The 13,666-nt window shown below is 68.4% G+C and carries 13 protein-coding genes; 7 read left to right on the top strand and 6 right to left on the bottom strand.

Going from position 1 to position 13,666, the window contains the following annotated elements; all coding sequences use genetic code 11:
• The first annotated feature begins 233 nt into the window (after positions 1–233).
• A complete protein-coding gene (locus E3O50_RS18960; RefSeq protein WP_134449078.1) occupies positions 234–1,667 on the top strand; it encodes an NAD(P)H-quinone dehydrogenase in 1,434 nt (477 codons plus the stop codon).
• 108 nt (positions 1,668–1,775) lie between these two features.
• Here E3O50_RS18960 and E3O50_RS18955 read toward each other — a convergent pair whose 3' ends face one another.
• From E3O50_RS18955 to E3O50_RS18945, 3 genes are all read right to left on the bottom strand, one after another.
• Positions 1,776–2,129, bottom strand: a complete 354-nt coding sequence (locus E3O50_RS18955) for an MmcQ/YjbR family DNA-binding protein (RefSeq protein WP_134449077.1) — start codon at positions 2,127–2,129, stop codon at positions 1,776–1,778.
• Between the two features lie 54 nt (positions 2,130–2,183).
• Positions 2,184–3,953 carry a biotin carboxylase N-terminal domain-containing protein gene (locus tag E3O50_RS18950; RefSeq protein ID WP_134449076.1) on the bottom strand — a complete coding sequence of 590 codons (1,770 nt, stop codon included), beginning with the start codon at positions 3,951–3,953 and terminating at the stop codon, positions 2,184–2,186.
• A 109-nt stretch (positions 3,954–4,062) separates the two neighbouring features.
• Positions 4,063–4,731 carry a nucleoside triphosphate pyrophosphatase gene (locus E3O50_RS18945; RefSeq protein ID WP_134449075.1) on the bottom strand — a complete coding sequence of 223 codons (669 nt, stop codon included), beginning with the start codon at positions 4,729–4,731 and terminating at the stop codon, positions 4,063–4,065.
• A gap of 57 nt (positions 4,732–4,788) precedes the next feature.
• Between E3O50_RS18945 and E3O50_RS18940 the strand changes: the two genes are divergently transcribed.
• The 4 genes from E3O50_RS18940 (at position 4,789) to E3O50_RS18925 (ending at position 9,267) form a co-directional block, all read left to right on the top strand.
• A complete protein-coding gene (locus tag E3O50_RS18940; RefSeq protein WP_134558221.1) occupies positions 4,789–6,102 on the top strand; it encodes a TRAM domain-containing protein in 1,314 nt (437 codons plus the stop codon).
• Between the two features lie 117 nt (positions 6,103–6,219).
• On the top strand, positions 6,220–6,924 hold the full coding sequence (locus E3O50_RS18935) for a response regulator transcription factor (RefSeq protein ID WP_134449083.1): 705 nt from the start codon (positions 6,220–6,222) through the stop codon (positions 6,922–6,924).
• Positions 6,911–8,227, top strand: a complete 1,317-nt coding sequence (locus tag E3O50_RS18930; RefSeq protein WP_134558222.1) for an ATP-binding protein — start codon at positions 6,911–6,913, stop codon at positions 8,225–8,227. Before E3O50_RS18935 ends, E3O50_RS18930 begins: the two co-directional genes overlap by 14 nt.
• Positions 8,227–9,267, top strand: coding sequence for a hypothetical protein (locus E3O50_RS18925; RefSeq protein ID WP_134558223.1), 1,041 nt, complete (start codon positions 8,227–8,229; stop codon positions 9,265–9,267). The genes E3O50_RS18930 and E3O50_RS18925 overlap by 1 nt, the downstream gene beginning before the upstream one ends.
• A gap of 297 nt (positions 9,268–9,564) precedes the next feature.
• Here the strand turns inward: E3O50_RS18925 and E3O50_RS18920 are convergent, their stop codons facing one another.
• Together E3O50_RS18920 and E3O50_RS18915 are read right to left on the bottom strand one after the other, a co-directional pair.
• Positions 9,565–9,828 (bottom strand): hypothetical protein, encoded by a 264-nt coding sequence (locus E3O50_RS18920; RefSeq protein ID WP_134449071.1) that lies wholly within the window; start codon positions 9,826–9,828, stop codon positions 9,565–9,567.
• Positions 9,829–9,837: 9 nt separating this feature from the next.
• On the bottom strand, positions 9,838–11,442 hold the full coding sequence (locus E3O50_RS18915) for an acyl-CoA carboxylase subunit beta (protein ID WP_134449070.1): 1,605 nt from the start codon (positions 11,440–11,442) through the stop codon (positions 9,838–9,840).
• A gap of 184 nt (positions 11,443–11,626) precedes the next feature.
• Between E3O50_RS18915 and E3O50_RS18910 the strand changes: the two genes are divergently transcribed.
• Both E3O50_RS18910 and E3O50_RS18905 read left to right on the top strand, forming a co-directional pair.
• Positions 11,627–12,508 (top strand): biotin--[acetyl-CoA-carboxylase] ligase, encoded by an 882-nt coding sequence (locus E3O50_RS18910; RefSeq protein WP_134558224.1) that lies wholly within the window; start codon positions 11,627–11,629, stop codon positions 12,506–12,508.
• Positions 12,509–12,515: 7 nt separating this feature from the next.
• Positions 12,516–13,076: a PH domain-containing protein gene (locus E3O50_RS18905; protein WP_241975220.1), complete on the top strand. Its 561-nt coding sequence runs from the start codon at positions 12,516–12,518 to the stop codon at positions 13,074–13,076.
• Here the strand turns inward: E3O50_RS18905 and E3O50_RS18900 are convergent.
• Positions 13,032–13,556, bottom strand: coding sequence for a GtrA family protein (locus E3O50_RS18900; RefSeq protein WP_134449068.1), 525 nt, complete (start codon positions 13,554–13,556; stop codon positions 13,032–13,034). The two genes, E3O50_RS18905 and E3O50_RS18900, sit on opposite strands and share 45 nt — an antisense overlap.
• Positions 13,557–13,666: the final 110 nt, after the last annotated feature.

Genomic DNA, 13,666 nt, shown 5'->3' with positions numbered 1-13,666 from the left:
AACTCGCGGATCTCCACCACAGTGAACCCTGGACTAATCGACATTCCTCTGACTCCTACTGATCGTGAACTGACTCACAACCAGCTTGACGCAGAGGGGTCGGGGCCCAAAGTGCCCTCTCACGCGCGGAAATCTCAGAAACTTCGTCGAATTCGTCCGGCGCGGGCGTTGGGGCGGGCGGATGCCCCCTGCAGGAATTGGTGGCGAAGGGCGGCGGACGGCAGAATGTCACCATGGCCTACGAGTTCGAACGCAAGCAGCAGATCGTCATTCTCGGCGGAGGGCCCGGCGGATACGAAGCGGCGATCGCCGGAGCACAACTCGGGGCGGAGGTCACCCTCGTCGAAGAGGTCGGCGTCGGCGGGTCGGCGGTCATCACGGACGTGGTGCCCTCGAAGTCCCTCATCGCAACCGCTGAGGCCACCAACTCCATCGGCGACGCGACCGAGCTCGGCGTCCAGCTCTACGTGCGCGGCGCCGACGGTAAGCCGAGCCGCCCCGAGGTCGCGATCAACCTCGCCGCCGTCAACAAGCGCCTCCTCGCGCTCGCCCGCCAGCAGTCCGAGGATATGCGGGCCACGCTCGTCACCGCCGGAGTGCGCCTCGTGCAGGGCCACGGCCGCCTCGACGGCACGAGTGGCGTGATCGTCGCGACCTCGGAGGCCTCCGGCACCGATTTCGACCGGATCAGCGCCGACACCATCGTCGTCTCCGTGGGCGCGAGCCCGCGCATCCTCCCGACCGCGGTCCCCGACGGTGAGCGCATCCTCACCTGGACCCAGCTCTACAACCTGCGGGCGGTGCCCGAGCACCTGATCGTCGTCGGGTCCGGCGTCACCGGCGCCGAGTTCGCCTCGGCGTACCGGGCCCTCGGTGCCCGCGTCACCCTGATCTCGAGCCGCGACCAGGTGCTGCCCGGCGAGGACGCCGACGCCGCCGCCGTGATCGAGAACGTCTTCAAGCGCAACGGGATGGTCGTCCTCAGCAAGTCCCGCGCCGAATCCGTCGTCGTCACCTCCACCGGGGTGCTCGCGACCCTGTCCGACGGCCGCAAGGTCGAGGGCAGCCACTGCCTGATCGCCGTCGGCTCTGTGCCGAACACCCACGGGATCGGCCTCGAGGAGGCCGGAGTGCAGCTGACCGACTCCGGGCATATCCGGGTGAACCGGGTCGCCCGCACCTCGATGCCGAACATCTATGCGGCCGGAGACTGCACGACCGAGCTGCCCCTCGCATCCGTCGCCTCGATGATGGGCCGCACGGCAGTGTTCCACGCGATGGGCGACGCGGTGAACCCGATCGAGATCCGCAATGTCGCGGCCAACATCTTCACCCAGCCCGAGATCGCGACCGTCGGCTGGACGCAGAAGCAGATCGAGGACGGGCTCGTGCGCGGGACCATCTACAAGCTGCCCCTCGCCGCGAACCCGCGGGCGAAGATGATGGGGATCAAGGACGGCTTCGTCAAGCTCTTCGCGACCACGACCACCGGCACCGTCATCGGCGGCGTCATCGTCGCCCCGAAGGCGAGCGAACTCATCTTCCCGCTCGCGCTCGCCGTCGAGCACCGGCTCACCGTCGATGAGGTCGCCAGGGCCTTCCCGGTCTACCCGTCGCTGACGGGCTCGATCACGGATGCCGCCCGGGCGATGCACATCGTCCTCTAATCCCGAACGGATCCCCACACACCCCGACCCGCGTCCTCGCGAGAGTGCACTTTCGGCCCATAAAGCGCGGTTTTAAGGGCCGAAAACGTACTCTCGCGGGACGGAGGGTCAGCCCTGGAGGGACTGCCGGATGGCGCGGGGGAGAGCGGCGACGATGATCGCGTGCGACTCGGTGATCAGCTCGCGCACGTGGTCGGCGGGAACGGAGCCGTCGAGTCTCACGGTCACCCAGTGCCGCTTGTTCATGTGGTACCCGGGCTCGATGCCGGCAACGCTCCGGATCAGCCGCGGCACGTTCTCCGGGAGCGCCTTGAGCGTGATCGACCGGCGCGGGGCATCCGGCTGGTCGACGGAGAACATCTTGCCCGCGACCTTCATCACCCGGGCCTCCGGCCCGAACGGGTACGTCTCGACGGCGCCGTTCAGGTCGAGCAGGAACGCGGTCAGTTCGTCCGGATCCACGACGGTCCCCTATCCCGGCCGACGATGAGCGAGCGGATGCCTGCAGTGCGGTGCCTACGCGGCGTCGGTCACGGCGAGCAACAGATACCCGCTCGACACCGTGGCACCGACGACGGCGCCGATGCTGCCGATCACGCCGTCCTTGTGCGCGGTGAGCGGCTGCTCCATCTTCATGGCTTCGAGCACGAGCAGCAGGTCGCCCTTGACGACGACGTCGCCTTCAGCGACGGCGAGCTTGACGATCGTGGCCTGCATCGGCGCGACCACGGCGTCGCCGATTGCCGTGTTCACCGAGTGGGCCACGCCGCGGCGACGCGGGGCGGGACCGGCGGTGCTTTCGGCGGTGCCGGGCAGGAGACGCACGGGGAGGCTGACCTCGATGCGGCGGCCCTCGACCTCGACGACGACGTTGTGGCGCTTCTCGGCGGTGCCCTCGTCGGTGAGGGAGCCGTTCCACGGTTCGATGTCGTTGACGAAATCGGTTTCGATCCACCGGGTGTAGATCGAGAACGGCTCGCCGTCCGAGGGTGCGAACGCGGGGTCGCGCACGATCGCGCGGTGGAACGGAAGCACGGTCGGGAGGCCGGCGATGTCGAACTCGTCGAGGGCGCGGCGCGAACGCTCGAGCGCCTCCTCGCGGCTCGCGCCGGTGACGATGAGCTTGGCCAGCAGGGAGTCGAAGGAGCCGGAGATGACGTCGCCGGCCTGCACGCCGCTGTCGACGCGCACGCCGGGGCCGCCCGGCGCCCTGAAGACGTGCACGGGGCCGGGAGAGGGCATGAACCCGCGGCCGGGGTCTTCGCCGTTGATCCGGAATTCGAAGGAGTGCCCGCGCGGGATCGGGTCGTCGTAGTCGAGGCGGCCGCCCTCGGCGAGGCGGAACTGTTCGCGGACGAGGTCGATGCCCGTGACTTCCTCGGAGACGGGGTGTTCGACCTGGAGCCGGGTGTTGACCTCGAGGAAGGAGACGGTGCCGTCCTGGCCGATCAGGAACTCGCAGGTGCCTGCGCCGAGGTAGCCGACCTCCTTGAGGATGGCCTTGGACGCGCGGTACAGCTCGTCGTGCTGAACGGTCGTGAGGAACGGTGCCGGTGCCTCCTCGACGAGCTTCTGGTGGCGACGCTGCAGCGAGCAGTCGCGGGTGGAGACGACGACGACGTTGCCGTAGGCGTCCGCGAGGCACTGGGTCTCGACGTGGCGGGGCTTGTCGAGGTACTTCTCGACGAAGCACTCGCCGCGACCGAAGGCGGTGACGGCCTCGCGCACGGCCGAGTCGAAGAGCTCAGGGACCTCTTCGCGGGTGCGGGCGACCTTGAGGCCGCGTCCGCCGCCGCCGAAGGCCGCCTTGATCGCGACCGGCAGCCCGTACTGGTCGATGAAGTCGAGGACCTCTGACGCGCCCTCCACCGGGTTGAGCGTGCCTGGGGCCATCGGAGCGTTCACCCGCTCGGCGATATGCCGCGCGGAAACCTTGTCTCCGAGCTGCTCGATGGCGTCGGGAGACGGGCCGATCCAGACCAGGCCGGCGTCGATCACGGCGCGGGCGAAATCGGCGTTCTCGGCGAGGAAACCGTAGCCGGGGTGCACGGCGTCGGCACCCGAACGGCGAGCGACCGAGAGGATCTTCTCGATGACCAGGTAGGTTTCTGCGCTTGTCGTACCGTCGAGCCCGTACGCCTCATCTGCGAGGCGGGCGTGCACGGCGTCACGATCCTGGTCGGCGTAGACGGCGACCGAGAGAATGCCGCTGTCTTTCGCGGCTCGAATCACCCGGACGGCGATTTCGCCCCGGTTGGCGATGAGGACCTTCGTTATGCGGGACACAGTGCCTGAGCTTATTGGAGATCGAGCCCGAGACTTTGGTTCTCTTCAACAAAAAGAACCCCCAAAAAGGTATGGATGCCTACAAAGCGTCCTCGAAACCCGCTGTGCGTCACACTTTCGCGCGGTTCCAGAGGCTCGGCCAGGAGTGCCCGAGACTCAGCACGAGCCGGCGCAGCGTCGGCAGGGACAAGCCGACGACGGTCGAGGGATCGCCCTCGATGTGGGTGATGAACGGGGCTCCCAGACTGTCGATCGTGAAGGCCCCCGCCACGAACAGGGGCTCTCCCGTCGCGATGTACGCGTCGAGCTCGGCGTCGTCGATGTCGTCGGCGAAGGTCACGTCGGCGACCGCGACGGCCCCGACGGCCCGGCCGGGCACGCCGGCCCTGTGTTCGATGAGCCAGTGGCCGGAGTAGAGCTGCCCGGTGCGGCCGCGCTGCAGCTCCCAGCGCTCCCTGGCCCGCTCGGCCGTGTGCGGCTTGCCGTAGATCACGCCATCGATGACGAAGACGGAGTCCCCGCCGAGCACGAGGTGCACGTCGTCACCGTCGGCGGCCTCGGCGTCCAGGGCGACGATCGCCCGGGAGACGTCCTCCGCCTTGGCGCGAGCGAGCAACTCGACCGTGTGACGGGGCGTCAGCGGTGCGCCCAGCATCTGGGCGGCATCCGCTGCGACTTCGTCTTCGTCGACGCCGGGCGCGATCGTGACCGGCTCGATGCCCGCGGCACGCAGGAGCGTGAGCCGGGCCGGAGAGGTCGAAGCCAGATAGAGGCGCATGGTTCCCTTTGTGCGACGAGATAAGCGGCGATAGAAGCGATGTGGGATGCTCGAACAATGGCCACCAGCAATGACACACCGGCGAATCTCCCCGCACACGCAGCCGAGGTGGGTACTGAACTCGAACTCCTCGTCACCAACGTAGCTCACGGCGGTATCTTCATCGCCAGGCACGAAGGCCGCGTGGTCTTCGTGAGCGACACCCTGCCGGGGGAGCGCGTGCGCGCCCGGCTCACCTCCGCGAACCACAAGAGCTTCTGGCGCGCGGAGACCGTCGAGGTCCTCGACGCGGCCAGCGAACGCCAGCCGCACATCTGGGCCTCCGCTGCCGTCGAGCGCGACCCGGACGACCGGGCCGGCGGCGCTGAGTTCGGCCACATCGAACTCGGCTTCCAGCGCGAACTCAAGCGCCAGGTGCTCGCAGACTCCCTGAAGCGCATGGCGAAGATCGAGTCCGACGTTGTCGTCGAACCCGTGCCGCTCGGCCCCAACGCCTCGCCAGGCGACGCGGCGGACGGCACAGGCTGGCGCACCCGGGTGCGCCTTCACGTCGACGAAGACGGCACGGTCGGCCCATACGCGGCCCGCTCCCACCGGGTGATCCCCGTCGGCGATCTTCCCCTCGCCGAGCGGATGCTCGAAGCGGCCGCCCCGCTCGACCAGCGTTTCCCCGGAGCGGCTTCGGTCGACGTCGTCTCCCCGAGCCTCGGCACCGTGCAGATCCTCGTCTCGGAGCCGGATGCGCGCGGTAAGCCCAAGGCTACCCCGCGCACCCTGATCCATGAGGTCGTCGGTGACCGGGAATTCCGTCTCGACGCCGGCGGGTTCTGGCAGGTGCACGTCCGCGCCGCTGACACCCTGTACCACGCCGTCCAGGACCTGATCGATCCCGAGCTGTTCGACCCCCGTGCCACCAACCTCGACCTGTACGGCGGCGTCGGGCTGCTCGCTGCGGCCGTCGGTGACAAGTTCGGCAGCGCCGTTCGGATCACCTCCGTCGAGAGCGACGCGCACGCGACCGACTTCGCCGCAGAGAACCTCGCGGAATGGGTCGGAGCGAGCGTTCGCACCGGCCGGGTCGACCGCTTCCTGGCCGGCCTGGTCCGGGACGCGAGCGCCGCCGAACGGGTGAAGCACCAGGCGGCGACCGTCGTCCTCGACCCGCCGCGTTCCGGCTCAGGCCACGAGGTCATCGACCAGCTCGCGGTGCTGTCCCCGAAGCAGATCGTGTACGTGGCCTGCGATCCCGTCGCCCTCGCCCGCGACATCGCCCTCCTCAACGGGCACGGATACGAGCTGCGGAAGCTGCGCGCGTTCGATCTCTTTCCGAACACACATCACGTCGAAGCCGTCGCCCTGCTGTCCAAATAGCTATCGTTGACGTGTACGTGCAATGGAAGAATGTAGGAACAAGTGACGCACCCGACAACACCCGCGACCCCTCCGACGACGACGACGGATGCCTCCGCCGGCCCGGCCGGTGCGACCCTGGGTTCGACGCACGCCGCTGAAGCGCGTACGCCGCTCGACCACCCGGTCCGGGTGGGCATCGCCGACGATCACGAATCCGTCCGCCTCGGTATCCAGGCCGCCTGCGAGAACGTCGGTTACGAGGTCGTCGCAACCGCGGCGACCGTCCAGGGACTCGTCGACGGGATCGGCGGACGTCCCTGCGACGTGATCGTGCTCGACCTCTCCCTCGGCGACGGCTCCCTCGTCACCGACAACGTGCACCTGGCCCAGAGCGCGGGCGCCTCGGTGCTCGTGCACAGCATCGCCGACAGGGTCGCCCTCGTTCGCGAGGCCCTCGCAGCGGGCGCCGCCGGCGTCATCCCGAAGTCGTCGCCCACGACGACAGTGATGGCCGCGGTGGCCTCGGTCGCCCGCGGCGACGTGCTCAACAACCTCGAATGGGCGACCGCGATCGACGCCGACCGCGATTTCTCCAAGGCCCAGCTCGGCCGCAGGGAACGGGACGTTCTGCACCTCTACGCCTCCGGCCTTCCGCTCAAGATGGTCGCCATGCAGCTCGGCATCGCGCACTCGACCGCGCGGGAGTACCTCGACCGGATCCGCGTGAAGTACGTCGAGGTCGGGCGTCCCGCTCCGACGAAGGTCGACCTGCTGCGCCGGGCCGTTGAAGACGGAATCCTGCCGGGGCTGGACCCGGATGGCGGAGATGGCCGCGGCTGAAGCAGCGGGCACGATCCCGCAGCTCCCGACACGGTTGCCTCCCGACCGCCTGGAACTCGCACCCGTCGCGGCGGAGGGCATCCGGGCGCCCGGCATCCGCCAGCCCCGCAACCCGATCAGCCGGTCCCGGATCGAGGTCGTGATTTCCCGGTCCGTCGCCGGGGTCGCCGTCGTCTTCTCCCTGCAGGCCCTCCCGGCGATGCTGCAGCAGATCCCGTTGCGGCTGCCGGTCATGGGCGTCGCGATGCCGGTCGCCCTCGCCGTCGCGGTCGCCGCCGTCTTGGTGGCCTCGATCACCAAAGTCGGGGTGCGCATCACGACCGGCGCCGTTGCACTCATGTATTTCGTCGCCCTGATCGGGTGGCCGTTCCTGATGCGGGACCCGGCGGCCGTCCTCGATGGGAAGCCCTGGCTCTGGTACGTCTGCACGGTCGCGACCTCGTGCGCGGCCATCTCGTTCCCGCTCGGCTGGGCGTGCGCGTACACCTTCGCCGCCCCGCTCGCCTACGGGATCGTGCGTTCGCTTCCCTCCGGCGGTGACGCGGACGCGCTGCTGGCCTCCCTCGACGCCGTCTACGCGACGCTCCTCGGCCAGGTCCTCCTGATCATGATCTTCATGCTGCGGCAGACGGCCGCCTCCGTCGACGCCGCGCAGACGAATGCGCTCAACAAGTACGCGAACGCCGTGCGCCAGCACGCCACCGAGGTCGAGCGCGTGCAGGTGGACTCGATCGTGCACGACAGTGTGCTCGCGACGTTCCTCGCTGCAGCCGCCGCCGGTAGCCCGAAGGCCGCGCAGCTCGCCTCCGGGATGGCCACCGACGCCCTCCAGCGCCTCACGGACGCCGCGATCACCCCGGCCGTCGACGATAGCACGGTGAGCTTCTCCGAGCTCGCCGGGCAAATCCGCCTCGCGGCCTCCCGGCTCGCGCGGCCGTTCACGATCGTCGAGTGCGCCATCCCGAAGCTCGCCGTGCCCACGCACGTCTCCGAGGCGATCCTCGCGGCCTCCGTCCAGGCCATGGCCAACAGCGTGCAGCACGCCGGCACAGGCCCCGGCGCGCCCGATCCGGAGCGCGTGCTGACGATGAGTGCGAACAGCCAGGGCGGATGCACCATCCAGATTTCCGACACCGGCGTCGGCTTCGACCCCGCCCTCGTCCCGAGCGCGCGCCTCGGCCTGCGTATCTCGATCGCGGAACGGGTGCAGAGTGTCGGCGGCTCCGTCACTGTGTGTTCGACACCGGGACAGGGCACCACCATCACGATCGACTGGCCGCTGGACGGAGGGGTGAGCCCCTGATGATCACCGTCCCGCGCGGCCTCGTCCTGTTCCTCGCCGGTCTCTTCTCGGCGTACCACATCGTGCTCGGCATCTACTCGCTCGACCTGCCGCGCACCCCGGGGCCGACGATCTTCGCGCTCGCCCTTTATGCGCTCGCGACGGTCCTGAGCCTCTGGCCCTCGAGCCCGATGCGGATGGGCCTTGCGCTCGCCTTCTTCAACGTTGCGGTCTGCGTCGTGATCCCCCTGCTCGTCGGCAGCCAGCTCGACGGCTCCGCCAGGAACGGCTACGCGACCTGGTACGTTGCCGCCGTCGGCACCCTGATGACGATCACGGCGACGCGCCGCCGAACGGCGCTCGCCTGGGTCGGCGTCGGCGCGCTCGTCGTGCACACGATCAGCTGGGCCGGCCCGGCCCAGCTGCTCGACATGGGCGTGATCGGGAGCGTCGTCTGGGTGACCGTCGCCGTCCTCCTCGCCCGCGCCCTCGCCAAGGCGGGGCGTGATGCGCGCCAGTATGCGCTCGCGGAGCGGGAGGCGACGGAGTGGCAGGCCGCCCAGGAGGCGCACCTGTTCGAACGCCAGGTGCGCCTCGCGCAGACGCTGCGCCTCGCGTCTCCCATGCTGCGCCGCATCATCGACAAGCACGGGGAGCTCGACGCGGAGGACCGCCAGGAGTGCCGCTACCTCGAAGCCGCCGTGCGGGACGAGATCCGCGGCCGCAAGCTGCTCAACGACGCCGTGCGCGAGCAGGTGATGACGGCCAGGCGCCGTGGCGGCATCGTGACGCTGCTCGACGAGGGCACGATCGACGACCTCGACGGTGCGGAGCTCGAAACCGTCCTCAACCAGCTCGCCGCCGCCATCGGCGAATCGACGGCCGACACGATCATCGCACGCACGGCGGGGGAAGGGTCGGCGACGGCCGTGACCGTGGTCGGCCTCAGCAGTGCGGATGCCCGGCTGAGCGCCCTGGGGCAGGACTCACCGGAGCCCGAGGTCGACCTGTGGCTCGAGATCCCTAGGGACCCGGCCACGGCATCCACCCTCGGCGCCTGAGGTCCTGCGGGGAACGACCGGCCCGGAAGGGAGTTCCCGGAACGGTGAGCCCGGAACGCAAAAAAGAAAAGGAAAAAGAAAAAGGGGACCAACCCGAAGGCTGGTCCCCTTTTCACGTTGTGCCAGGGCGACAACCCGAATGTCACCCTGACGTGCCCCCAGAATTCGCCTGCTTACCCTAGTCGACGAGTTCTGGCTGTGTAACTCAGTGAGCGACACCTAGCAATATCTATAGTGGTCGAGCCGTGCGCCATTCAAAAGTCGGCATTTAGGGGGACCGGCCAGGACCCCGACGGTTCAGGCCCGGAACTCACCCCAGCTGCTCTGCCCGGACACGAAGGGCGGCCGGATGGCCCGCTGGCCGGCCTGCCAGCCGCTGAGGGCGCCGGTCGGCTTCTTGTGCAGGCTGCCGGTCTCCTCGCGGAGCAGGCCGTGCAGCACGGCAGACACGGCCGCGGCCTCGACCGGGCTGATGCCGCGGGTCAGGAACCGCAGGTGCGCCGGAGCATCCGCGGGGGTGTTTTCCGGTGCGTCCGGTCGGGCGTTCTCTTCGTCTGCCATGGTCGCTCCCTACAGCGGGATATTGCCGTGCTTCTTGGGCGGCAGGCTCGAGCGCTTGGTGCGCAGGGCACGCAGCGCCTTGGTGATAGCGACCCGAGTGGCTGCCGGCTCGATGATCCCGTCGAGCTCGCCGCGTTCGGCGGCGAGGAACGGGCTCGCGACGTTGTAGGTGTACTCGTTGGCGAGGCGGGTGCGCACGGCGTTGACGTCCTCGTCCGCGGCTTCGGCTTTCTTGATCTCGGCGCGGTAGAGGATGTTCACGGCTCCCTGGCCGCCCATCACGGCGATCTCGGCGGTCGGCCACGCGAGGTTGATGTCGGCGCCGAGCTGCTTGGAACCCATCACGATGTACGCGCCACCGTATGCCTTCCGCAGGATCACGGTCACGAGCGGCACCGTCGCCTCTGCGTAGGCGTAGAGCAGCTTCGCGCCGCGGCGGATAACGCCGGTCCACTCCTGATCGGTTCCGGGCAGGAAGCCGGGAACGTCGACGAGGGTGAGGATCGGGATCGAGAACGCGTCGCAGAACCGCACGAAGCGGGCGGCCTTCTCACCGGCCTGGATGTTGAGCGTCCCGGCCATGGCGTTGGGCTGGTTGGCGACGATGCCGACGGACCGACCCTCGACGCGGGCGAAGCCGACGACGATGTTCGGGGCGAACAGCGGCTGCGTTTCGAGGAAGTCGCCGCGGTCGACGATGTGCTCGATCACGGTCTTGACGTCGTATGGCTGATTCGGCGAGTCCGGGATGATCGTGTTGAGCGCGCGGTCGGCATCCGTCGTCTCGAGCTCCACGTCGCTGTCGAAGACCGGAAGCTCGGCGAGGTTGTTGTCGGGCAGGAAACCGAGCAGGGTGCGGGCGTAGTCGAGCGCGTCGGCCTCATCGCTCGCGAGGTAGTGCGCGACACCGGAGACCTTGTTGTGGGTGAGCGCGCCGCCGAGCTCCTCCATGCCGACGTCTTCGCCGGTGACGGTCTTGATCACGTCGGGGCCGGTGACGAACATCTGGCTGATCTTGTCGACCATGATCACGAAGTCGGTGAGTGCGGGGGAGTAGACCGCTCCACCGGCGGCGGGGCCGCAGATGATCGAGATCTGCGGGATGACGCCGGAGGCTGCGGTGTTGCGGCGGAAGATCTCGCCGTACTTGCCGAGGGCGACGACGCCCTCCTGGATACGCGCTCCGCCGGAGTCGAGGATGCCGATGATCGGCACGCCTGTCTTGAGGGCGAGGTCCATCACCTTGATGATCTTGTCGCCGGCCACCTCGCCGAGCGATCCGCCGAAGATGGTGAAGTCCTGCGAGTAGACCGCGACCTGGCGGCCGTGGATCGTGCCGGTGCCGGTGACGACCGCGTCGCCGTACGGCCGCTTCTTCTCCATGCCGAAGCCGTGGGTGCGGTGCCGCACGAACTCGTCGAGCTCGACGAACGAGCCCTGGTCGAGGAGGAGCTCGATGCGCTCGCGCGCGGTCATCTTGCCTTTGGCGTGCTGTTTTTCGATCGCCGCCTCACCGCTCGCGGTCACGGCTTCGTGATAGCGAATCTTGAGGTCGGCGAGCTTTCCAGCCGTCGTATACAGATCTGGTCCCGAAACGGGCGAATTGTCACTCACGCCGTTCACTCTACCGGCCAGCTCTCGGCCCGGACCGTTGACGAAACCCTACAAAACCCGGCCCGATCGCTGGCCGTTCTGTTCCCCCGGGCGGGCAGAACTCCTGAAGATTCCGCAAATTCGGTTCAAAATGTGGCATCGGGGGCATCTTCCGGGAGAATTGCAGGAATCGGAAGTAGGTCAAATGCAGTTTCCACTCAGCCGTGACGCGGTGAGCCGGTTCGACTATCTCGACGAGGCCGGGTCCACGAACGACGTGCTCGTCGGCCACGCGACGGGGGCGAATGCCGCCGACTGGCCGCACCTGTCGACCGTCGTCACCGACAACCAGACCCGCGGTCGGGGCCGGCTCGGCCGCACCTGGCTCGCCCCCACCGGCAAGTCGCTCGCCATCTCCGTGCTGCTGCGCCCGCTCGTCGGAACGGGCACCGGCGAGGGCACCCCCCTCCCGGTTGACCGCTTCGGCTGGTTTCCGCTCCTCGCCGGCGCCGCGATGACCATCGCCGTGCGCGCGGAGGTCGAGGCGAGCCTCCTCGCTGGCGCCCCGTCCGCCGGCACGTCTGCCGCCGGACCCGACGACGGTGAACAGCCCGCCCACGAGGTCACCCTGAAGTGGCCCAACGACGTGCTGATCGACGGATACAAGGTGTCCGGCATCCTCTCGGAGCTGCTGCCGGACACCCGCGGGCTCGTGATCGGCACCGGCCTCAACCTCTCCCTCGACGAACACGACCTGCCCACACTCACCTCGACCTCGCTGCTGCTCGTGACCGGCCGTGCCCCCCAAGCGGATGCCGTGCTCGCCCGCTACCTGATCGAACTCTCCCGTCTCACGGCCGATTTCCTCACGGCCAACGGGGACCCGGTCGCGAGCGGACTCCTTGGTACCGTCACGGTACTGTGCGGCACCCTCGGCTCGAAGGTGCGGGTGCAACTGCCCGGCGGTGACGACCTCGTGGGGGTCGCGATCGCGCTTGACGAGTCGGGCCGGCTGATCGTGGAGAACCAGGCCACCGGCGAGCCGCAGGCCATCGCGGCGGGCGATGTGACCCATCTGAGGTATTAATAGGGTCATGACGAACAACAGGGGGACGGGCCCGGCAGATCCGGGGGTCCCGGCCGAACGGGTCGTGGCCGCGCTGCGCCCGCACGGTCGCGTGCTGCTCTGGCCGACTCTCGCGCTGGTCGGCGTCTGCACGGCAACGGGGTACTTCTACGGCAACCTCGCGGAGCCGTGGCAGGACAGCGCCCTGCTCTGGGTGGCGGCCGCGGTCGTCGTGCTGGTCTGGCTGCTGCCGCTCGCGTCCTGGCTGAACCGGCGGTACACGATCACGACACGGCGCATCATCTTCCGGCGCGGTTTCTTCGTGCGGACCCGGCAGGAGCTGCTGCACAGCCGTGGCTACGACGTGAGGGTGCGGACGACCTGGCTGCAGACCCTGAGCGGTTCAGGCGACGTGATCATCGCCTCGGGCTCCGAACGGCCGCTCGTGCTGAAGGACGTGCCCAATGCGACCCTGGTGCAGCGTGTGCTGCACGATCTCATCGAGCAGTCGCAGACCGGATTCGATTCGCGGCGGCGCGAGGAATCAGCGTTCGCTGCCGACCAGACGACCATCTGGAATGGTCGCTAGGCTCGCCGTCACCGGAGCGACAACGCGACGGTGCGGGGCGAAGACCCAGTAGCGGTAGAGCACGAAGCGGAAGATCGCGCCGAGGATGAGGCCGATCACGTTCGAGGAGACGTTGTCGGCGACGACGCTGGTGTGGCCGAGCACGTAATGGCTCACCCACAGGCAGGCGAGTCCGATGCCCATGCCGACGAGGCTGACGCCGAAGAATTCGATTCCCTCACGGAGGGTCTGGGACTGGCGGCTCTTGCCAAAGGTCCAGTACCGGTTCCCGATCCAGTTCACGGCGATGGCGAGGATGGTCGAAACGACCTTGGCGTAGATCGGCCCGGCGTGGACCAGGTGCGGATCGAAGACCGTGGTGCGGAGCAGATTGAACACCGAGAAGTCGACGGCGAAGCCGACGAGCCCCACGGCGCCGAAGCTCGCGATCTGAATCGCGAGGGCGACGAGCCGTGCTGATTTTCCCGAGGTAATCGGCATACATCCATCCGGTCTATGGGCGAAGATAGAACAACAATCCACGAGTCTACGGCGCAGACACCGCCTCAGACTGAAAATCGGTGCGTCCGAAAATGAACGGTCGCACAGAA

The sequence above is a fragment of the Cryobacterium sp. MDB1-18-1 genome (assembly GCF_004402735.1).
Lineage (GTDB): Bacteria > Actinomycetota > Actinomycetes > Actinomycetales > Microbacteriaceae > Cryobacterium > Cryobacterium glucosi.
Note: the sequence above shows the minus strand (reverse complement) of the source record. Positions and strands in the feature narration are given on the sequence as shown.